Consider the following 22,642-nt stretch of genomic DNA (forward strand, 5'->3'; position numbering starts at 1 on the left):
GAGGGATCTCCGGGATTAGCACATTGCCACACTCAGGAGATGTCTCTCTACGTTCGACATGACGTACGTCTTTGGGAGGTAACGTCTGCAGTGCCTACCTAGCCCAGCTTATTTTAGCCTAGCCTCGTGATTCGGAGTTTCCTTGTCCTCTGATGTAATAAAGTTCACTGCCTTGTTATAAAAGCGAAACAGCCATGGTTCTTCCTTAGTTGGTTTAGGGACAGGTAGATATAATTGTAAGCCGTTGTTTAATAAGAGGTCAGCCGCCATTGTTGTGAAAGCAAGCTCGACATTTAGTCCCGTCTTTGCACTAGTGTAAACACCTGGATAATTGACTTCCGCACAGAAGTTTTCGAATTCTTCCCGCGTTACACATTGATCCTGGGTCATATCAGCTTTGGTCGCAACAATTAGAATAGGAAGATCTGCGTTATAGTGTTTAACTTCTTCAATCCATTGTTTTATATGTCGGAAACTTTCTCTATCCGTTAAATCAAAACAGCATAGATATCCATTAGGTCTAATCATCCGGCTCGCATTAACAACAGCAAAGCGATTTTGTCCTACGGTGTCATAAACTCTTAAACTGGTTTTTACTCCCAATACATCCATCGTTCTTAGTTTGTAGTCAACGCCAATGGTTGAGATGTAACTATCTGTATAGTGATCCTCAGTAAAACGTAGTAACAGGCAAGACTTGCCAACCCCTGGGTCACCTAAGAGTAAACACCTAAAACTCTTGCTTTGCGCTGTTAGAGACGAGGAGGGTTCCGGTTTTTTAATGGGGGTATTTGGTCTTAGACATAAACTTAGTTGTTCAGAAAGATTCACAAGGGGTCTTTCTTTGAAGTCAGCTAGATTTTTTGCTGCTGAACGCTCTTTATTATCTAGTAGACTAAGGTGATCAAAATTCAAATTTAAGGTTCTAATAAAATTTTTTGCTTCTTGTTCTATTTGCGCGTGGTTATCGGTCTGAACTGGTTTTTGTACTATTTGATGACTAATAAGCTCAAGCTTCTCTAATAGAATTAGAGAACTATTGATTTGATATTGATTAAGCCTCTGTAAAATATCAGCAATAAGGCTCTTAACTTCTTCATCGGAATGGGATTTTAAGGTCTTTACTATCCCATATGCTAACTTGGGAAGTCTGCTGCGCATTTCCTGAAATTCAACCCTATATTTGTCTTTTAACCACAGATAAAGACCATCATATTTTTCGTCAAAATATCGGCATAAAGGTGAAATTTGGACTGAGCGTATCTTATCAAGAAAAAGTTGCACTTCTGGATGATGGTTTTCTCCTAGAGAAATCCCTAGTTCATCTAAAAACTGACGGTAGGTAGTGAGCATCCAAAATAGTGCTAGATCGTTCTGAAAAATAGGTGAGGATTCAGGTTTGTACCCATCGATTAGTTGATAATCTGCGGCTCTTTGCTCGAGGATTCCCCCTCTAAGACTCGCTGAGCAATAAGCACGCAGATCTTTAAGTCTTTTCTCTGCTTCTTTTAACTCGATTTCCCAACTTTTGTAATTGTGATGATAAAGCTTTAATAGGTTTTTATCTTGAGCAGAAATATTAACATCTTCATGAAAAAAACGCTCTATATGCTTTCTAAATGCAGTTTTCTCGCTTGCGGGAATTGCATTTTTTTGACCGTATTTTTCTAGTAATTGTCTCATTTTTGGATGCTTTGTATCTTCAAAAATAGCTTTTAAGTTTTGTTCTCTTTCTAAGATAGCCCGTCTCTTTTTCATATAATAGGCATATTCTTCAACCTCTGATTTTTCCTGAGGGCTTAGGGGCTTATCATTGAGTTTATGCATTTGCGCATAACGAGCGGGTAATTCTGCAAAAGCCAGTAAGGCAGAGTCAAAGGCCTTATTTTCAGGTATAAAGGCTAATCCTGTTCTTTTATCAATAACATTATTGACGGCGACGTTGCTTTCACGAGTTACATGCAAGGGAATTTGTTTTTCTAATTCGGCTGGAGTGACGTAGAGCGTTGTGGGTTGAATACTAAAAGGCTGCTCTGCCTTACCCTTTGGGTCAATGACTTTGCGGACAATTGGTTCATAGGAAAATTCATCATTAGCAAGATCTTCATTCTCGTAAAACTGTTTTAGCCATAGAGTATAAACTTGCTCGTTTGGGGCAAGCAGGTACTGGTTCCACTGTTCCCGATAATGGCGGAATGCAAGCATTAAGGGTCTATTGGGAACAAAGGGAGTTCCTTGGGCATCATAACCATTATTAGCCTTGGCATATTGAAAATCGGCCTCAGCCCAGTTTTCATTATGTCCATCTGGAAAAATTCGTGGATTTTCTAGAAAAACACCATTTTTATCGTAAAAGCAATCTGGCCATTTTACGCTTGCTGGTGAATTTGATGAGGAGCTTGAGCTTGAGGAAGAGCTTGCCCCAACTAGAACCTTTTCTGAAAAAGAGCTCACTATGCCCTGAGCTTTCTGTGGTAATAACTTTAGCAACTGTTTTGGCATAAACACGAGGTCTTGCTGATTGAAGCTTTTTACCCCAGGCAGGGTTTTTAGGGGTTGGAAGCTATCGAATTCTGGGTGTTGTTCTGCCCTGTCAAAATAAGTAGCAATCTCCCACCAGTCCTCTGATATTTTGTATAAGCTGAAATAAAGGGGTTCTTGATAGGCCTGCTGCCTTCTAATTTCTAAAAGATAGTAGCCTTCCTGACAAAAGAGATGCTGTTCTTTTGCAAAATTATCTAATTCTTCTCTTGAAGATCCAGAGTTAATTATTTCTCCCGAGGAATCTTTAATAGTGTAACGCACGTGGAACTCCTTAAGTCAATAAAGTCAAAATAAGACCTAATAGTTTAATTGCTTCTCATGACGGGGAAGTACCGTATTAAATACGATACCCAGCACTGGTAAATTGTGAATCAATACTTAGTCGTGTTAATAAAACATTAATCAATTGGTTATAAAATAAGCCAAGTTGTATGTTTTTGGTGTTCTTATGATTGATAGTATTTGGCAAAGTGTAAAAAAGGTTTTATCCCACTATGGTAAAAATTATTTTTATGGAAGGGAGCCTGCAGATGGCTACCTCTATGTCCCCTTTAAACAAGATGAGCTTTCCGAGAAGACCTTAGACGATATCAAGACGTTTAAAAAAAATAGCAAACACCAAGGGAAAAAATTTAAAATTCTTTATCATGAACATTGCGATTTAACATCCCTACCTATCAACTCAACGATTTATGTCTTAGGGCATGGACTTGATTGTGAGCCTGGTGGAAAATCGTTCGCAAGAATGACAAACCCCGCTTTAGCCTATGACTTAGTAAAACATCTTCCATTCCACGACTGGGCCTATTCAATAAGCGGCGGAAAAGCAGCGATTCCTATTGATGAGGTGGCTAATCGAATGATTGCCGATGGAGCATTGAACACAGACTATGCCAATATCAAACTATGGTTTTGCGATGTAAACGACAAAGCGCTCTCTATTGCCAAGCGATTCATGGAGCATTTTGAGAATTATGCAACCCCATTAAAAGTTGATTATTACCCAAATCATATGTTGACCAACCCACTAATAAAGGATGGGGAAATGCATAAATGGGGTAGAAACGAAGAAACAAAAGAAGTTGTAAGACCAAGTACTATAAGACAGTCTTTGTTTTCGCATAACCATCCAGTAGAGGTAGCCAAAAGAGATGCTGAGGCTGCTCATCAAGAAACTGTTGGGGTAGTACCTAACATTGTTTAGTGTAGGCTGGGTTGAAAGGTTCATCAGAAACCGTTTGGTTTGAGCAACTCAGCCTGAACGGAGCTAGTCCCCCAAGAGACTCACTGCCATTAAGTTAAGGGCATTTGTCATTCCCGCGAAGGCGGGAAACTATTTCTGGCTAAACACAGTGCCAATGTAGAGATGGTTTCCCGCCTTCGCGGGAATGACAAAACCTTCCTTAACTTAATGACAGTGCCCAACAGACCATCCTTCGTATTTTTACGTATATCCTCTAATAAGAGGCTAATTCCCCTTATGTAAACTAGGTAAGATTTGATTTACATGAAGGAATAAGCAATGCAAGAGCGATTTGAAGTACCGCAAAATAGTGACGAATTGAAGATTTATGTTAATAGGTCCAAAGGTATCTTAGCCGGAAATTTTGTCGGGGATGGGCTAGGTGTACACAAGGAATACGCTCTAATAGATTACAAGGGAATAACCCAGGAAGCAGCATCTAAACTTTCCCCTGAGGGGAAGGGTGGGCCAACAGGGGAGTTTTACAATAAACCAGGTCAATGGTCAGATGATGCCGCGCAGTCCGCATGCCTTGCTGATGCACTGGAGTACATGCGTAGAGCTAAGCTGGAGAAGTTCCCCAGTGCCTATTTTATGGATCGCATCGCTGACTGGTATACCAAGGGTCTATATAGTGGGCTTAGCCCGGAAAATTCCTTTCCATCTGTTGGTTTAGGTAAAACAGTTGGGAAAATGTTTTTCCAATGGAGTTCCCTGGCTGGTACGCAGGCGGAAATAAATCTGAGCTTTCAAATGATTGAGTATGTGGGTTCGATACCTAAACTTCCCAGTCTTCTTCGACTCCCTATAGATGATCTTAAAAGCAAGGATAAGGCTGATGAGTATAAAAATCTGGAAACCTCTAAAAAAAGCAAAGCCTTCAAAGTTAATGTCGAAACTATCGAGTGTTTACTTGAAAATCTGAATTCAAAGGAACCACTGTCTGAGCCCTTAAACGCATTAAAGAAAGATCTGCTGTTAGCAGAGGGTAAACTTAAAAAAATCATCGCTGAGGCTAAGGCAAATCCGGCTGCTTTCTCTTATCAGCAAACCATTTCTGGGGCAAAGGATGAAACTGACAGAAATAAAAAACTAGAATTTGCTAATGGTAATGCCAGTATTATGCGTCTCGGAGCCTGTGCTCTCTATGCAAAAACTCTTGAAGAAGCGATGGAGCTTGCTTATCGCCAATCCATTGTAACGACTCCTGGCAGGCAGAGTGCAGATACTTCCCGTTTTTTAACCTTCTTAATCTGGCAAGCTCGACATAGCCGCATTAAAGATCCTAAAGAGCTTATAAAATGGCTTCTTAGCAAGGAGAATCTTGACTATTTCATTCAAGTGGCCAATTCACAAGTTTTACCAACAATGGAAAGCGGATATACCAAAGAAGGTATAGTTACCCTCGCTCCCCAAGTAGAGGCCTTGTGTAAATCAAGGATCTGGGAACTACCAATGCCAGAAAAGCATGCGGAAGAGGGGATAATTAATAAAAAGGATAATGACGTTGATAGGGGATATTACGGTGCTTATGTTATGGATAACATACCACTTGTGCTCCATGCATTAAATCACTCAGAATCCTTTGAGATGCTTCTTGCAACATTGGTTTTGGCAGGAGGGGATGCTGATTCCAATGGCGCAGTAGCGGGGCAGCTTGGTGGTGCTATCTATGGCTTCGATGCGATTCCCTGGCGCTGGATGTATTGGGTTGGTCAACATACCCTAAGCCCCCGTGTTTATCCGGAAAGCAAGAACAACTTTTTAGATTTGAATAATACGATTATTGAGAGATTAATCCCAGAATCTAAGGAGGCTAAAAAGAAATATGCCCTCACTGCGAAAGAGGCGCAATATACTCAGGATGACCGTTTTGTTTATCTACAATTCCCTAGTGAACAACAGAAACAGGTAGAAGAATATCTTGCTGCATTTAATATTCCCTCTATACCTTGCCGTGATACCAAAATAGGCCAGCTCTTTTTTCCTCAACCCGAGGTAGTTGTGGAGGGAATTATTGTACGCATGGAGAAGGCTGTGTATGAAAAGTTTGTTAAAGAGTCTCCTGAAATCTATCCTATGCTCTCAAACATTGAGAAAGAGACCAGATCCTTTAAGACTTATCCTGTTATAACTGTCGCAAAAATGGCAAATAAGGAGGAAACCTGTTTCCTGGAATTTGATAATCACAGGGATGCTTATATGTTCGCAAGCTATTATGACACGAACTATAAGGGCGATTACAAAAAGTGTTTTCCTAATACAGGTCCATTGGGTAAAGGCGGTATGAGACGGGTGAGCGACCCGATAGAAATGTCTTCAGGAAAGGCTATTTATCCTATGACTGGAGAACAATATAAGAAATTTTGTAATGACAATCCGGGCTTGAATTTACCGCAATTCGCAGAGTTAGCAATTTTTCCACAAGCCAAATATGAAGAACTTCGTATAAAAACAAAAAAGGAAGCACATAGTTTACCTGGCTATCCTGTAGTAGAAGGCCAACTTGAAGCGCAACCTGAGGTACCCGCATTACCTGATTCTCCAGATAAAGCGCCTCCCCAAGCGGAAGTTATCCCTGTGCCAGAACAACCGCAAAAGGCAGCCAATCGTCAGCCCCAGGAAGAGCAACCCGCAGATATAACGCCTTCTCAAGAGGAAGTTATCGCTACACCAGAAAAACCACAAAAGGCAGCCAATCGTCAAGCCAAGGAACAGTATTCCGAGTGGGCTCATGTAAGTTTTGGTGCAGACTACGACAAGGCTGTGCGTGATGAAGCAACTGGTAATATAGAGTTTTATTATCCTGCAGCTAAGGGAGAAGCAATTTATAACAAACTAAAACAAGCTTGTAAGTCTGCTGAATCCTTTATTAAATACGATGCAACCCAAGGGAAGATTATTTTTGAAAAATCCAAAGGGACAAAACCAGGTTCACTTGGTGTTTTTGAATCATCTTTTGGGCACTTGGCTATAAATTTTGCCGAAGAAGCGGATGCAAGAAAATGTTTTGAAATTTTGCAGCTTAATAAATTTCCTGCGGTATCTAGGGATGTGCTCATGGCTTTTTTGGGAAGCGACGCTAAGAAGGCGGTTGCCTATATTCACCCCAATTTCTTCAATCAAGTACAGCTAGTTGATGAGCTTTCGGACGTTCCTCATGAGTCGTTCAAAAGTGCCTTTAAAATCATAACGACTAAAGATATTCGCGAGCTTTTTTATTTGGTTAAAGAGAGTTATTTGCAGGGTCCTGATAAAGAGAAAAAGCAAGCTTGCTTTGATAAATCTCTTAGAACCCTTGAGTATTGCTTTGCAGCCGACCCCAGTAAACTGGTTGGCGCTTTCGGTTTTAAATTTATGACTAACCCAGTCAATATCCTACGAGCCTTTTTTAAACAAACAAGGGTTGAAGGAGATAAATCTGTAAGGACCTTACAGATTTTGATAGCGGGAATGCTGCTTAAAAGGGTAGGCTTCAAATTTGCTGATGAAAATCCTGAGAAGCTGATAAATTGTATTAGCGCAGGACTGCGGAAGTTAGCAAAAAAACCAAAGCCTGCTTTACCACCTCGAAAGGTAGCTTCACCGCGGGATGCAATTCCATACCCTGATGAAGTTTGCTGGGTAGATGATTCTAATCCAGAAATGGCAAAAGCTGGGAAAATGGTCGCTTTTTGTAAATTTCAAGATGAGGCTAAAGCAACCCGCTTTGCTAAACAATGGCCAATAAAGGATCATGCCGATCCTAGACCTGCACCTTCCAACGCTTTTACGAATCCTGTTGGTGTCTTAACCGACTGTTTTTATGTGGTTGTTGGCGATGGTCGACTTGAAGCCTATCTGGATAGCAAGGATGAGAATCAATCTAATGTAGCTAAAAAACTTTTGAATTTTAAATTAACTCCAAATGTAGTGGTTTGGGGAGCTACAAAGGGTGAGACAGTTTCATTTTGCTCATTTCATTCAAGAACAGCAGCTGAGACCTGGGCAACATTCTGGAAGTTAGACCCTGATAGCATTAGCCAGATAGATACTGTTTTTAAGGTTAGGCTACCTGAAACCAGACTTCGAGAGTTTGCCAAGTTAGATGATCTCTATAACAGCTGGGCTAATGAAATATTGAAATCCAAAGAGGTTATTAAATCACCTCTGGTGCTCAATAGTATCTTCAATTCTCCTGCTCAGAAGGATGGGGTTGATAAGAAGGACCCTGAACTCAATAGTCTCTTCGATTCTCCTGCTCAGAGTGATGAGGTTGATAAGAAGGTAGCTGAACTCGATCAAGAGTCGCAAGGTTTTACTAATAGCTGATGTGATTTTTCCCTTTTCTCAGGGATGAGGAAAGGCAATGGCGTCAACTAAAGTAAGTTTATGCCGCATCCCCCCTCTCTCTAGCTCTCACTGCCATTAAGTTAAGGGCATTTGTCATTCCCGCGAAGGCGGGAAACCATCTCTACATTAGCACTGTGCTTAGCTAGAAATAGTTTCCCGCCTTCGCGGGAATGACAAAATCTTCCTTAACTTAACGGCAGTGTCTCTAACTCTCTCCCCAAGGGGAGAGAGGACATATCGTCTTCGAACCTGAGGGGTGCCGATTCGAGAAACCCCCTTCATTTTATGTACAAATTATGACATGCTTACCGCCTTTTAGTGCTTAGAAAGTTTGTTATGAAAACGGCTATTATTATTCCCGCACGTTATGCATCGACCCGTTTACCCGGAAAACCCTTAGTAATGATTCGTGGGCAAACCATGTTAGAGCGTGTTGTGCAACTCTCCTTGGCTGCGGCTCGGGGGTTGGAAAATGTCTCTGTCATTGTTGCAACCGATGATGAGCGGATTAGTGCTCATTGTAGACAACTTGGAATTGCCTTTGTAATGACCCCAGCAGAAGCTCCAACTGGCACGGACCGCGTAGCAGAGGCAGTCAGGCAAATGCCGGATAAGCCCGATTTTGTCTTGAATATGCAAGGTGATGCGCCATTGACCCCACCAGACTTTTTACAAGCAATGATTGAGTCTTTTGCAAAAGCACCTTGCGATGCAGTAACACCCGTCACCCAGTTGACCTGGGAACAGCTCGATAAGTTGCGTCAAAACAAGCAATCCACCCCCTTTAGTGGCACTACAGCCGTCTTTGATCAAACAACAGGTAAGGCTTTCTGGTTCAGCAAAACTATTCTTCCTGCCATACGCAAAGAGGATGAACTACGCAAACAAAGCGACAAGAGTCCGGTGTTCCGCCATATTGGCTTATATGGCTATTCGCGGGCAATGCTAGAAAAATACATCAGTTTGGTTGAAGGACCATTTGAACGCTTGGAAGGCTTAGAACAGTTGCGTCTGCTGGAAAATAATTACACGATTCGATGTGTCCCCGTTGATTTTAAAAATCGCGCTAATATGTCAGGCATAGATAGCCCTGAAGATGTTGCCCGCGCAGAAGCACTCATTGATAAACATGGTGAACTATTACAACAAGGCGTACCTTCAATATGACTACAAGACTTCTTATCGCAAGACATGGAAATACTTTTGGGCCTGGGGATGTTGTTACACGTGTCGGCAGAACCGATCTCCCCTTAGTTGAAAGTGGTTTACAGCAAGGACATAACCTCGGTATTCATTTGAAACAACATCATTTAATTCCTGATGTTATTTTTGCTTCCGAATTAAAGCGCGCCTTGCAAACTGCAGAACAAGCTGTTAAGGCGATGCAACTAAACATTTCGATTGAAGCCTTAGCTATTTTTAATGAAATTGATTACGGCATTGATGAAAATCAACCCGAAGAAAAGGTTGTAGCCAGATTGGGTGCAGAGGCATTAACAGCCTGGGAAAGCAATGCGATTATTCCGCCAGGGTGGAATGTTGATCCGCAGGAGATTATAAAAAACTGGAAGCTATTCGCTGAGGAGCTGCGCAAAGAATATTCTGGAAAAACTATTCTTGTTGTGACTAGTAATGGCATTGCGCGCTTTGCCCCTTATCTTACTGGCGATTTCGCTGCATTTAGGGCTAAACACAATATTAAAATTTCTACGGGCGCCTTATGCGTTTTTGAAAGTTCAGCGCAAACTGAAGACTGGCAATGTCTGCAATGGAATATCAAACCTATAACATCGAATTTATGAAAAATAGACAACCTCGGGTGTTTGCCGTAGCCGGCGCGCCTGCCGCGGGGAAAACAACCTTTGTTCAACAGCAAATTCAAACCGGTGTTTTTCCTTCCGCTGCCTTCATTCATGACTGTGATCTGACTATGCAAAACCTTAAGGGATATCAAGAGGATTTGCAGCGACATGGCTCTGCCTTTGCATTTTCAAAATGGGAGATGCCAGCACGATATCTTGCCGAAGAAGAATTGGCTGAGGCTCTAAGGCGCAAGCAAGATATTATTTATGATAGGAGCTGTGCCTTAAACAGTTCGCTTAGCTTTTTAGAGCACCTGGTGACAGAAAAAAACTACCAGTTATATTTTTATTACTTAGAGGTAGATGTTGAAACAGCCGAGCGACGTGCCTTAGCAAGAGAGAAGGCAACAGGACGGCATGTCCCTGTTTCTCTGATCAAAGAAAGAATCAGTTCTTTGCAAAAATTGCTGCCTGCTTATCAAAGGCTTGCCCATTATTTCTCTAGTTCTCCGGCAAACATATATGATTAATAAAGACAAATGGGATAAGTTAGCAGAATGGATGGCAAAACTTCAGATCAATGAAGCCGACCTCATTGAAAAATTTATTTTAGGCAGTGGCAAGGGCGGTCAAAAACTCCATAAGACAGCCTCAACAGTTTATTTGAAACATCTACCATCTAATTTAGAAATAAAATGCCAGGATTCCAGAAGCCGCGAGGAAAACCGGTATTTTGCAAGATTAAGGCTTTGCGAAAAATTACATTCCCAAGTCAGTGATGAAAAAACCAAAGAGCAGCAAAGAAAGGAAAAAATAAAGCGGCAAAAGAAACGGCGCTCAAGGCGTTCAACGCAAAAGATGTTGGATGAGAAATCTAAGCAGGGTCATCTTAAGGAATTGAGAAAAAAGCCCCAATCCTTTGATTGAAAACCATAATTAATCAAATAAATGTAGCCTTGATATCGAAAAAAACTCTATGACATATTAATATATATAATTGGCTAAATATTGTTCAAAAAGGATAGAATAAGCCCTGAAATCAATAGGCATAGATTACTATCTTAGATCCAGGAGTTTTTTTAATGGCCAAAATGAAACATGAATCAATCCAACCTTCAACACCTGTAGAAGGAATGACTAGCAGTTGGATTACTATTCGAGTAGTTGACAATGAGTATTATGAACATATTAAGACTATAACTAATGATTATGGTAATAATTATGATAAAGATATCTATATTTCTGCTGCGGATTTTGCTGCCAGACCCTTCGATGCCATTAGTGAAGCGCTAGGACAAAAGCTGCAATCCGAACCTCTTTTATTGACTAAGGAGATGGAGAGAACCAGTACAAAAGGAATGGAACAAACCGCTACTTCCATGGATATTTATCTTGCTACCTACATTGTAGAAGTTCAGCTTCCTACTGCAACAATAGAAGCAACAAAGAAAAACACGACTACGCTTTATCAAAATGCCTTTGAATTACCCCAGGGTAGCTCAATTAAGCCTGAGCAAGTTAAACGCATGGTACTTGATGTATTGACCTTGGAACGCCATGTTCTTTTATTTGCCAATAAGCCTACAAAAGAACTTCAAAACCATGAGGTTGCAGTATTTAAGGAAAACGATAGTTGGTTTTATCTTTTAGCTGGTGATGAGCAGGTTTATGACTTGCCTAATGAGTATTCCCCTGATTGGCGACCCCCTTTTTATAAAACCTTAGATCATTTTAGAAATGACTTACGAGGACGCGAATATAGAGATTTTACTGACACCCGTTCCGGGAAGATCGGAAAAAAATTCTCGATGCAAGTTCTGACCCAAATAGCTGCAGCAGGACATGTACCCAGCGATTTTGGGCTTGATTACCATTTTCCTTTGGAAGTTACTTGGATTGATCCTGTCAATTTAGCCTTGACTCTCAACCAAGCTGCTTTACAGTCTGGGTCCAATTTTTCTAAATTGCCTGCAGATTTGCTAGATAGCATTCTTGCTGCGGCAGCAGATAAAAACCCCGTACAAGTTACGCCTTATATGAATCAAATGAATAGCTCTGTTAAGGAAGTCTATAATGGCCAAATTGTACCGCAACTGATTTGTAAGGCAGACTGGGGACCAACACCAAGTCTAACCTTCTCCTGCCCAAGTGATTTACCGCTGGTGGATAAATTTTATAAAACAGGACTCATACCCTTTAACGAATTTGTAAAATTAGACAAAAAGAATTATCAAATTACTATTCAAAGCTCTAATGAGCCAGGGGTTTGCGGGGTTTATAAAGCGAATCAAGGCAAAGAGCTTGCCATTGCCTTTGCTTCGCAAGAGCAGCGGGATGCCTGGGCAAGTCTAATGGGGCTGAAACATGATTTTTATAATGAGGGTGTGGGTATTTGGGGCGATCGCCCGAATAGTATCTACTTCACCGAGAAATATTTTACTATTCAAGAAGTGAAGAAGCACATAGTGAAAAAGCAACAGGAACGAGAGGGATTTAATCTGTACCTAGAAGAAGCTGCTAAGGATTCTAGCAGTCCTCAGGTCTCTTTAGGAATGTTTGGCAATATGCCCTCGACAGTGGCTATGACTCAACATATGACAGAAAGTTTAAAAGCCTGTAATGAGCAGATTGTGGCGTCTAAATTGTTGTTAGATGTTCTTAGAAACAAAATGTCTGCAGAGGATTTACAGGATAAATATGCACCCTATGTTTCCGTGATTAAAGAGGATGAAGCTTTGGCTGGCATTTGGGAGCAAGTTGAAAAGAAAACTGCTCTTTCTCATGGAGCATAGCAATCTTTGATTAGGCTGCGTTTTGTATCAACGTTATGATTTGTAAGGAAAACCTTGATTACGCTGTGCTGCAGCGCAGCGTAATCAAGACTACATTATAGAAATGTAAAACCTTAACGGGCTGCGCGAATTTAAGAAACGGCAATAATTTGGAAATTATGAACATTAGCGAGAACGCCTTTTTCCCAGCCATCGCTAATCAAGTTCTCAGCTTTTTCTTGTAGTTCTGCTGCTACTTGGCCTGAAAAATGAGCATTTTGCGCGGCCTTATCAGCGAAGGCATCAAAGATGGCATAGGTGTTTTCATCGGCTTTCAAAACAATCCAAAAATAAGTATTAGGCTCTGTTTGCTTAATTGTTAAAGCGGCATCTTTTAAAAACTGCTCTAGTTCTTGGCTTTTCTCAGGTTTCGCCTTAAAAATAATGTATGAGGCTTCTTTAGCACTAAGCACTGTTTGGGGATTAAAAGGGCTGGCGGCAATAATATCAAAATGATTAACATTTTTGAGAACCCCATTTTCCCATCCACCCTCAACTAAGTTAGTAGCATTTTCTTTTAATGCCTTGGCCACCTGGCCGGCAAAATGCTGTGCTCTTCCATCTTCATTGGGAAAAACATCAAAAATTGCAAAGTCATTAGACCCTTTCAAGGCGAACCAAAGTAGGGTATTGGGCTCTGTTTGGCGTATTAGTTGCGAACCTTTTTCTAAGAATTTTTCAAGGTTAACCTGTGCCTCTGTTTGACTAACTAATTTTATATAGCTGGCTTTTTTAAGCGAATCTGCGTTATTCATAGTTTCTCCTAATTTGTCTATCTATCAGTAGATAGATTGTTGTGGTAAAAAAAAATTTATATCTGTTTTTGAATAAATTGCTTAACTGTTTCTATATAAGAAAGATCATCATACAAACGTGACATCAAAACTCCGCCTTCTATCTGCACTAGTAAATATCGCGGCAAATCAAAGTCTGAATGCAATAAAGCTAAGGCCTTATTGTTTAAAGTTTCCGCTTCTATCAGGTCTCTAATCCATTGTTCCAAAATGTTAAAAAAATGCCGTACTTTTAGCCTAACTTTCTCAGGTAGGGTAACCACATCGGATGCTAGCATCCCACCTAAACACATTTTCATTTCATCGTTTATGGTTAGCGACATGACAGTGTCGACCAAACACAATAATTTATCTTTTAAAGATAAGGATCTCTCATTCTTTAGGTCGTTTAATAACACAGACAAACGCTCAAGCTGCCACTCAATGACTGCAACAGCGAGATCCTCTTTAGTAGGGTAATAGTAGTGAATACTAGAGGTCTTAATTCCTACGGTAAGAGCAATGTCTTTATAGCTAAAAGCGTTATAACCCAGTTTTTGGATCAGGCTTTCAGCAGTGTTCAATATTTTTTCTTGCATTAGTGTAAGTTTCATGGGAACGCATTCTATCTTCTAGTAGATAGATGGTCAAGCGATAGTTGTAACTTAATATCTGATGTCAGCCCAATGGCACTTAGAAAGCTATACAAAAAATGACTGATAAGTCCCAGCTCATGCGCCAAAGGTTCTGCTCTCCCTAACCCTCTCCCCCACGTTGCGCGCGGTGAAGAGGGGACACAAAAGCATTTTGCGAGGAACGCAGTGACGGTTGCTCTGCTTATCCACGCAACAATGCTAGTTCGCCATGACGTAGGTCATTAATATTTTAGAGGAAATGAGCCTGTAACTTTCGGGTCGCCAAAAGGACAGCCATGCGAACCAGGTTTATGGGTTGAGTCGTGGGGAAAGAATCCATTTTTAAGCCAAAACGACCTATCAATAAGTTTGAGCCAGAGCCAATCTAAGCCGTCGTTTTGGTCCATTAGATATTTTGAATTAGAGCAATATTCATCGACCTCCGAATGGGTTTTAAAATCTAATTCATCCCCATCTTCAGTAAGATAGCTGTTTTTAGATCGAAGGCCATTACGGATAAACCCCGGTAGCTTTTGCAAACCGCCAAGACATTCAACTGCCTTGAGAGCAAAGCCTCGACTCTTAGTTTCACTGAGCCCGAGCACCTCTTTCAGTGCTTTATCGTCCGAGCCGATCACAATAGGATCGATAGGAATAGTGCTTATAATAGGAAGCGAGGCAGCTGAACTAATAAAAACAGCGCCATCCCGTTTAGAGCGGATAACACAATCACCTACTTTAATAGCAAACTCGACCACCGTTTGTTCTTTTGTTTTATCTCGAGTGCCTGGGTGTACGTCTTTAAGCTCACGGGAAATATCAGTTTCAATCATGACTAAGGATACATCAAGCTTTTGACCTGCCTTGTTGGCAAAATGCCGCTTAAACAGCGAGGTTTCTGCTGAAGATTGACTATTAAAAAAGCCAGCCTGCGCTGCAGCTTTGGGTACTTGATTGCTTGGCGATACTGGTGCAGGACGCGCTTCTTTTGGCAAATAAGATTCAAAAGCCTGCTTAAAATGCTCAAGAGACAAGTTGCTAGGCGGGGTATGACGAAAATAGGTTTCTAACTTGCGCAAAAATGATGAAATTTCTTTATCGTGTCCTGACGCATCTTTAATATCTTTCATCAGTAATTCTTTTCTATTTAATGGATTTATTGGGTTCTTCTTGATCCATTCTTTAATAGTATGGCTATCAAAATAACTCAAGACTTGTTTTTTTACATGTGCTCCAGTATCAAATTCAGTAATCACATAGGATGATTTATCAATGATATCTTGCTTAAGAGGACAGAAAAAATTATTTTCAACTAACATCTGATCGATGAGGATGCGGATTTCCTTTCTTAGATCTACATCAGCAACATGCTCTTGCAACAGTCCTTTTTTCAAGGGATTCCATCGATCGGCTTCTTGACCAACAAGCGCGTCGTAGCGTTCCTGATTTGTTTTGTTCGAGACCTCAGGCAGGATTTGACTAGAGCTATTAGAACTTGGGTTTAAGGATAATGAAAGAGAGGAACGGCAAGCCTCTTGATAGGTAGCGGTAAAGCGAGTAATAAATTGTGTTTGAAAATGTTCGGGAATGGCGCTAATCAACTGGGTTCGAGGTAGAACAATAGAAAAACTGGTTAGACTTTGATCTTGAGTATTTTTTGCTGTGTTAACTTGAATCCCTAAGGCAGTACAACTAGCACTTAGAGTATCCAATAGAGTACTTAGAGCACGCTGAGCATGAATGGATTCTTCTGCAGTTGCGGAGGGCACTATTTTATAAGTTAATTCTAAGTCTTGTGAATTAGAAAGCGCTTTGCTTAGGCAAGGAAAATGAGCCTGAGATACAGCTGATGCCCGAGCAACACTTTTTTCGATCAAATCCAAAAGCGCTAAAGAACGATAAGAGCTATTGCCTTGTAGGCTTTGCGCAACCTGTTGTTGTACCTTGCCGAGGAGCTGTTTTCTTTGAGCCGGTTGTTGTAAAAGGGCAAAGATCTTTCCTCTATTAGCAATTTCACGAGAATCTAGAATCATCATCTTTAGCACAGAGGTATGACGGTTAGAACCTAGACCAGTGGTTTCCGTAGCTACATCTTTGAAGGTCCCTGCTTTTAGCTGCTCTAAGATATTTTCTTGTAAAACAACAGCAATAGCTTCCATATAAGCATCAGTAATTGCTGTGCGAGCTAAGTTTGCATTCACTGCTAAATTAGTTTGTGTAGGCCTCATACTTACACGATTGCTATTTAGGGTTGGTGTTAGTAAATCCAAACCAAAGGGTAGGGCAGTTAACATATCATTCACCAGCAGTGAAATGGAATGTTCAATAGTATAAGCACTTGCATTTTTCCATGCTTTTTGGAAAGCAATGCGGATTTGTTCTTCTTTAAGGTTATCTCCTGGGAAAAGGGTAAATGAACTCTTAGCGCGCGTGCCTTCAGGATGATCGTAGCTAAGGTCACCGGTCGCTGCTAATTCTTCAACTGTGGCAACAAGAGCTTCTTCAAATTTAAGAACAAGGCTTTCGTCCTGACAGTTAACTTCGACTATTTGGTCCATCCATCCCTGAGATTCAATTTCTTTAGGTTCGACCATGACCTGGCGCGCATCAATATCGTGCTCTCCAAATACCTTAGATAGGGTTGCGGCTAATTCTCTGAACTTCATAACATACCTCTACTTGAGTGTAATTAAATTCTCCGTATAAACGGAGGCGTGATTGTCGTAATAGATCGCCCATAACCTAGACCGGGTCTGGCCTATTACGTTTTGTCGTAGCAACTTTTGGAGGTGTAAAGCGATGATATTTTTACATAATTTTGATCGATATGGGTATTAAATTTACATGAATTGTTGGAATGCGGCATTCCAATTTGGACTACTCTAGTGCACGTCATCTAGAGCGTAGCGAAGGATCTCCGGGATTGGTACTGTGCCGCTTTCAGGAGATCCTTCGCTACGCTCTAGATGACGTGCGTTAGGGTGGCAGGGTTTATCTATTACAGACATGTGTGTAGATACTTATGGGTCAAGCCACGGGAATTAGGTGTGCTTAAGATGGTAAGAGTCAAGATTCATTGCAAATTTCAATAATCATTATTGATAAACCACAGAGAGTTTTAATTTTTGCTTAATGGCCAAAACGTAAAATTTCTAGCACAAAGGCCATGGAATTGATCTAAAAACGGTCTTTTGTAATTAAATTTAGTCAATTTTATAAGGTTTAAACCATGCAAATGTTTATACGAACTCTTACTGGAAAAACAATTACCATAGAAACTAAGGCCACAGATACCTGGCTTCATGTCAAGCAAATGATAGCTGCAAAAGAAGGTATCCCAATGGATTCTCAGCGTCTTATCTTCGCTGGAGAGCTCTTGCGTGATCAAAGTTTTGTTAATGATCATAGGGGGGTCAGAGAGGAGGGCTGGGTTCATTTGGTGCAAAGATTACGCAATGCGCCTAATGCAGAAAGTCTGATCGAGGGTTTTGAACGCGACGAAATCCAACTGCTTTGGACAGTTAATTATTTAAACGAGAAGGATAGTGCTATTCCTACAGAAACGTTTTCTTTAACAGGTCATAGTGACTTTCAAACAGCTTATCAGTCTTTTGTTAAAAGATGCGAAAACGAGGCTTTTGGGCAAAAAACGTATCTGGCTTTAACCGCGGTCCACCGTTCAAGTCTAGTTGATCAAACAGATGCCCCAACAAAATATCAGTCAGGTGTGGGTAGCCCTATGCAAACCTACTTTGGTGATGATCAGTTCCCTATTATGACTCTTGCTACGGCTTATCATACTTCTCAAGGTATAGTACTGGTACAAAATGAGGATCGCCAGGTTCACGCCTCGGCTAAATACCAGGATAAGTTGCGTGAATATCTTAGTATAACTACCGCTCAACAAACCGCAGTACATCCTACATCGTCTTCGTCTTCGTCTTCGTCTTCGTCTTCGTCTTCATCTTCATCTTCATCTTCATCTTCATCTTCATCTTCATCTTCATCTCCGGCTCCACAACAGTATCCAGCTGGAACTTTTGCAACAGCTGAGAACTATATCGATACAGAAATTGGTTATGAGGATGATGAGTCGGTAATCATTGAAGAGTTAGGAAAATTCCTGACAGAAATGGCCTCGGCCAGAACCTTACCCGTTGCAACAAAGGCTGGTGCAGATCTTCATAATGTATTGTTGGGACATGTCAATGCTGGCCGCAAAGTTGTCCGCGATTCTGTGAGTGATACAGACTATCTGCAACACATGACAGCTTATGTAAGACAAAATTTAGCATCAAGATTTCCAGCAGCTCCAGTAGAGCCTGTCATTGAGGCAAGTGCTCCTCCCTTAGTTTCTGGCGGAACAAAAGTAATGGCTTTTGATGTCTCAGAAACCTTACAGACCTTCTCTGATAACAATGATAATGGATATGGGCAACGACAAATTGGCGATGATTTAGGAACCTTTGATGTTATGGTTGGAGGCTATACGACCGCAACTCTCCTTCAAGGTGCACAAGATCAGGGTATTACAATTGTTTTGGTAACCAATAATGGTACAGGTTATGACAAAGACGTGGTCGAGCGTACTCTAAGATTCTTCCAAAATTATGATGTAACAATCAGCCCCAAACATTACTATGGACCAACTCCTGGTGATACCGGTAGTAAAGTACCTCGTTTGGAAGAGATCTTAGCTGATTTTAATATTTCAAAGAGCGAGCTGGTCTTTTTTGATGATTCTGCAAATAACATTGCTGATGCACAGGCTGCGGGTTTTCAGACTGTTCATGTGACTGGAGCAGATGCCTTACAAATGGGGATCATAGAAGCGCTAACCGCGGGGCGGGATGTTACAGCTAATAACCTACCCCCAGTCAGTTCTGCTGCAGTTGCTTCTCCTGCAGTCGCTTCATTTGACGATTACTTTGCTCAGCAAGCAATAGAAGCTGGCTTTGGCTCAGTAGCTGATTTCTCAGTACTCTTATCAGCAGAAGACTTAGCTAATATGAGAGCAGAATATCAACGCACCAGGGCCTCTGCTTCACAGCTTCCTAACCGAGGCTTCTTTGCTCAATCTGTTGCTGCGCAATCAGTGCCTGTTGTAACTGCAGATCCCGTTGTGGCAGATCTAAACTACCGTTATGATGACCTATCTGCAGCTCAAAGAGCCTATGTCTCACAGTTGGCTATAGAATCCTCAAAAGAGTATGGAGATATAGATATTACCCCCTTTGAATTTTGGGAAATGAATGGACAAGCTCAAAGAGAAGATATTCTCAGAAGTTTTATAGCCGAAACTGAATTAGGCTCTTTCAACTTCCGTTAAAATCCAGAAACGCCATCCCCATATCTTGGGGATGGTGTTTTTTCTATACCGATTACTGACAATATTCATTGCAAATTTCAATAATCATCATTGATAAATCACAGCGAGCCTTAATTTTTGCTTAATGGTTGAAACGTAAAATTCCAAGCGTTTTTTAAATCAATTTTATAAGGCATAAACCATGCGCTTTTTTGTACGAACTCCTACTGGCGAAACATTTTTCTTAGAAACTACGAATACAGACACCTGGCTTGATGTCAAAAAAATGATAGCTGAGAGAGAGGGTATTTCAATAGACTCTCAACGCCTTATCTTCGCTGGACAGCCCTTGGCTGATCAAAGACTTGTTAATGAGCATAGAGGTTTTAGGGAAAATGGTGAGATTAATTTGCTGCAAAGTTTAGAAAATTCTCCCGAGGGTATGGTAGCGGTACAAGACGAGTATCGCCAGGTTGCCGATACAGTAGAGCCTGTTATTGAGGCAAGTGCTCCTCCACTAGCTTCTAGTGGAACAAAAATAATGGCTTTTAATGTTTCAGAAACCTTTGACGTTATGGTTGGAGGCTCTGTAGCTGCAGATCTCCTACATAGCGCACAGGAGCAGGGTATTGCAATTGTTTTAGTTACCGGCAATGGTACGAGTGATGAGGTGGTCGACCGTACCCTAAAATTCTTCGATGACTATGGTATAACAATACACCCTGAGTATTACTCTGGATCAACTCCTGATGATACTGGTATTAAAATACCTGGTTTGGAACAGATCTTAGCTGATTTTAATATTTCAAAGAGCGAGCTAGTCTTTTTTGATGATTCTGCGAGTAACATTGCTGAGGCACAAGCCGCGGGTTTTCAGACTATTCATGTGACTGGAGCAGAGGCTTTGCAAGAGGGGATCTTAAACGCACTATTCATGGATATGGAAGATGGTTTGGCAATTATAGCTAAGGGCTTACCTCCAGTTGCAGTTACTTCCCCTGCCGTCACCTCATTCCAAGAGTATGGAAGTGCGTCAACCAGTGCTGGTCCAAGTATCTCTTTGGGTGATGGAGGTATTGAGGAAGATCTCGAAGCAAACAGGGCTTATTGGTCGGATATTCAGGCAAGAGAGACTCTATTTAATGATTCCGATCTTTGGCAAGCAATGGGTTCAAGTTCGCATATAGGGCAAGAAGATTCTCAACGTACTTGGGTGTCTGCTTCACAGCTTCCTAGCCATGGCATGTTTGCTGGATCTGGTGCTGCACAATCAGCGCCCGTTATACCAAGAGCATACTATAGTTATGACGACTTAACTGAGGACCAAAGAGCCTATGTCTCAGAGCTGGCTGAAGAAGCTTCAATAGCGTATGGACATACCTTTTCCTCCCGCGAATTTTGGGAAATGAATGGGCCAGTTGAAAAAGAAGAGATTTTCCAAAATTTTGTAGCAGCAAGGGAATCAGGCTCTTTCAACTCCCGTTAAAATCCAGAAACACCATCTTCATATCTTGGGGATGGTGTAAGGAGATGTTTCTGCTTTGTACGGGACAAAAATTTGTAATTTCAGAGAAAACTCGAATTCCTGCGGCTTGACCCATAGGTATCTATACAAGTGTCTGTAATTGAATGTCCTGTCCCCCCAACGCCACGTCATCCTGAGCGCAGCGAAGGATCTCCGGGATTAGCACGGTGCCACATTCAGGAGATCCTTCGCTGCGCTCAGGATGACGTAGTGTTGAGACCAGGAGGGACATGACCTATTACAGACACTTGTGTAGATACCTATGGGCTTGACCGCAGGAATTCGGCGGATCTCTATTTTCTGTCCCATACAAAATAAGTTAAATCTTCCTGATTCTATTGTAGAAATTGCCACAAACAATAGAAAATCTTATTCTAGAATCATATCTTGACTAAAAAAATAAATTCACGTAGCTTACTGCGATTTACATCGGAAGTATGACAATGAAGGGATTACTAAAAGGTTGTCTTTTTGCTGGTTTAACCTGTATCGCTACAAATCTTGATGCTCAGGTTATACAACGTTTCTATGGAAACACTTACACAAATCCTGCTGACTTTGGTCGAACAAAGGATCTCCAGTTTGCCATGGGTGCTGTCGCAGTTAATGCTCATGTTTGGTATAAGGGTCAGGTCTTTGGTCAATACGGCAGAGCAGTTTCAAGCGAAAATGTCTTCCCTCCTTATTTTCTCATTGCTAAGCGACTTAATCCTAAATGGACCCTGGCTTTAAACATCAGCCAACCGATTTTAGCGCCTATCGATTTCCCACCAAAATCAGTGGTTGCTCCTCTTGCTATCAATAGTGATACCAGGGCAGCAGAGTTTAATCCTCTTCTTGTTTATCAGATTTCTGATAAGTTAAGTATCGGTGCCGGGCCTACTTTTCAAGACTATTACAAAAATGAAATAAGTTATGTCGATCCCAACATAGGTTATGTGCATAACAATACCAGGGGTTGGGCTGCCGGCTGGGACCTAGGTTTAAATTGGGCCTTCGATCAAAGTACTTTTATTGGTCTTGCGTTTTTCTCCAGGATGAATGTTCCTTATCATGGCACTAGCGCCGGGGGCTTCCTTGCTTTTAATAATACCCAAACAAAGAATCTACCTACCCCTGCTACGGTTCGCATGGATCTAACACATTATTTCACGCCAAAATTATTAGGCGGTATAACAGTTTTCTATACGAATTGGTCGACAGTGCAAGTAATCAGGGTGGTTAATGTGGTTCCCGCAGCTACAAATATCCCTGTGCACTATAAAAACCAAATAGCACCTGCCGTATTAACTCACTATGATGTGAATGATAAATGGGGCTTATTTGGTCTTTTAGCCCTCGACCAAACTGTAAATACAAACGAAGGGCTCTTAATCGGTTTTCCTGCTACAAATGATTATATCGCTAAGGTGGGTTTCGATTATAAGATAAACAAAGATGTAAAATTTCAACTACAGTACGGCTTTATCTGGGGGAATGCCCATATTAATCACCCTGTAGGCTTAGATGCTACGGGTAGAGAACCGATACGAGTCAATACCCTGGATTTTCGTCTGACTTATGCTGTTTAAGCGTTGTGAAGCACAAATCATCCAGAGCGCAGCGAAGGATCTCCTGAATGTGGCACTGTGCTAATCTCGGAGATTCTT

At 41.2% G+C, this 22,642-nt stretch carries 14 protein-coding genes; 10 read left to right on the forward strand and 4 right to left on the reverse strand.

Translation table 11 applies throughout. The annotated features are described in order from the left end of the window. Nucleotides 1–108: 108 nt before the first annotated feature. The gene (locus BN1094_RS07155) at nt 109–2,805 is read right to left on the reverse strand and encodes a GTP-binding protein (RefSeq protein ID WP_043873573.1); all 2,697 of its coding nucleotides are present in this window, start codon (nt 2,803–2,805) and stop codon (nt 109–111) included. A gap of 187 nt (nt 2,806–2,992) precedes the next feature. On the opposite strand from BN1094_RS07155, the gene BN1094_RS07160 reads away from it, so the two are divergent. The 7 genes from BN1094_RS07160 (at nt 2,993) to BN1094_RS07190 (ending at nt 12,713) form a co-directional block, all read left to right on the forward strand. Continuing rightward, nucleotides 2,993–3,748 (forward strand): hypothetical protein, encoded by a 756-nt coding sequence (locus BN1094_RS07160; RefSeq protein ID WP_043873574.1) that lies wholly within the window; start codon nt 2,993–2,995, stop codon nt 3,746–3,748. 318 nt (nt 3,749–4,066) lie between these two features. Continuing rightward, nucleotides 4,067–8,098 carry an ADP-ribosylglycohydrolase family protein gene (locus tag BN1094_RS07165; RefSeq protein ID WP_043873575.1) on the forward strand — a complete coding sequence of 1,344 codons (4,032 nt, stop codon included), beginning with the start codon at nt 4,067–4,069 and terminating at the stop codon, nt 8,096–8,098. Between the two features lie 357 nt (nt 8,099–8,455). Further along, nucleotides 8,456–9,286 (forward strand): 3-deoxy-manno-octulosonate cytidylyltransferase, encoded by an 831-nt coding sequence (locus BN1094_RS07170; protein WP_043873576.1) that lies wholly within the window; start codon nt 8,456–8,458, stop codon nt 9,284–9,286. Continuing rightward, the gene (locus tag BN1094_RS07175; RefSeq protein WP_043873577.1) at nt 9,283–9,921 is read left to right on the forward strand and encodes a histidine phosphatase family protein; all 639 of its coding nucleotides are present in this window, start codon (nt 9,283–9,285) and stop codon (nt 9,919–9,921) included. Before BN1094_RS07170 ends, BN1094_RS07175 begins: the two co-directional genes overlap by 4 nt. Then, nucleotides 9,918–10,451: a zeta toxin family protein gene (locus tag BN1094_RS07180; RefSeq protein ID WP_043873578.1), complete on the forward strand. Its 534-nt coding sequence runs from the start codon at nt 9,918–9,920 to the stop codon at nt 10,449–10,451. The genes BN1094_RS07175 and BN1094_RS07180 overlap by 4 nt, the downstream gene beginning before the upstream one ends. Then, a complete protein-coding gene (locus BN1094_RS07185) occupies nt 10,444–10,848 on the forward strand; it encodes a peptide chain release factor family protein (RefSeq protein WP_043873579.1) in 405 nt (134 codons plus the stop codon). Before BN1094_RS07180 ends, BN1094_RS07185 begins: the two co-directional genes overlap by 8 nt. A gap of 155 nt (nt 10,849–11,003) precedes the next feature. After that, the gene (locus BN1094_RS07190; RefSeq protein WP_043873580.1) at nt 11,004–12,713 is read left to right on the forward strand and encodes a hypothetical protein; all 1,710 of its coding nucleotides are present in this window, start codon (nt 11,004–11,006) and stop codon (nt 12,711–12,713) included. 131 nt (nt 12,714–12,844) lie between these two features. Here BN1094_RS07190 and BN1094_RS07195 read toward each other — a convergent pair whose 3' ends face one another. The 3 genes from BN1094_RS07195 to BN1094_RS07205 form a co-directional block, all read right to left on the reverse strand. Then, a complete protein-coding gene (locus BN1094_RS07195; RefSeq protein WP_043873581.1) occupies nt 12,845–13,507 on the reverse strand; it encodes a putative quinol monooxygenase in 663 nt (220 codons plus the stop codon). 56 nt (nt 13,508–13,563) lie between these two features. After that, a complete protein-coding gene (locus BN1094_RS07200; protein WP_043873582.1) occupies nt 13,564–14,139 on the reverse strand; it encodes a TetR/AcrR family transcriptional regulator in 576 nt (191 codons plus the stop codon). Between the two features lie 263 nt (nt 14,140–14,402). Continuing rightward, nucleotides 14,403–16,826, reverse strand: a complete 2,424-nt coding sequence (locus BN1094_RS07205) for a hypothetical protein (protein WP_043873583.1) — start codon at nt 16,824–16,826, stop codon at nt 14,403–14,405. A 563-nt stretch (nt 16,827–17,389) separates the two neighbouring features. On the opposite strand from BN1094_RS07205, the gene BN1094_RS18800 reads away from it, so the two are divergent. From BN1094_RS18800 to BN1094_RS07220, 3 genes are all read left to right on the forward strand, one after another. Beyond that, entirely contained in the window at nt 17,390–19,489 is a 2,100-nt protein-coding gene (locus tag BN1094_RS18800; protein ID WP_052403179.1) for a ubiquitin-like protein, read from the forward strand. A gap of 181 nt (nt 19,490–19,670) precedes the next feature. Continuing rightward, nucleotides 19,671–20,954: a ubiquitin-like protein gene (locus tag BN1094_RS07215; RefSeq protein ID WP_043873584.1), complete on the forward strand. Its 1,284-nt coding sequence runs from the start codon at nt 19,671–19,673 to the stop codon at nt 20,952–20,954. Between the two features lie 482 nt (nt 20,955–21,436). Then, entirely contained in the window at nt 21,437–22,564 is a 1,128-nt protein-coding gene (locus BN1094_RS07220) for an OmpP1/FadL family transporter (RefSeq protein WP_043873585.1), read from the forward strand. Nucleotides 22,565–22,642 lie beyond the last annotated feature (78 nt).

Source organism: Legionella massiliensis (genome assembly GCF_000756815.1).
Taxonomy (GTDB): domain Bacteria; phylum Pseudomonadota; class Gammaproteobacteria; order Legionellales; family Legionellaceae; genus Tatlockia; species Tatlockia massiliensis.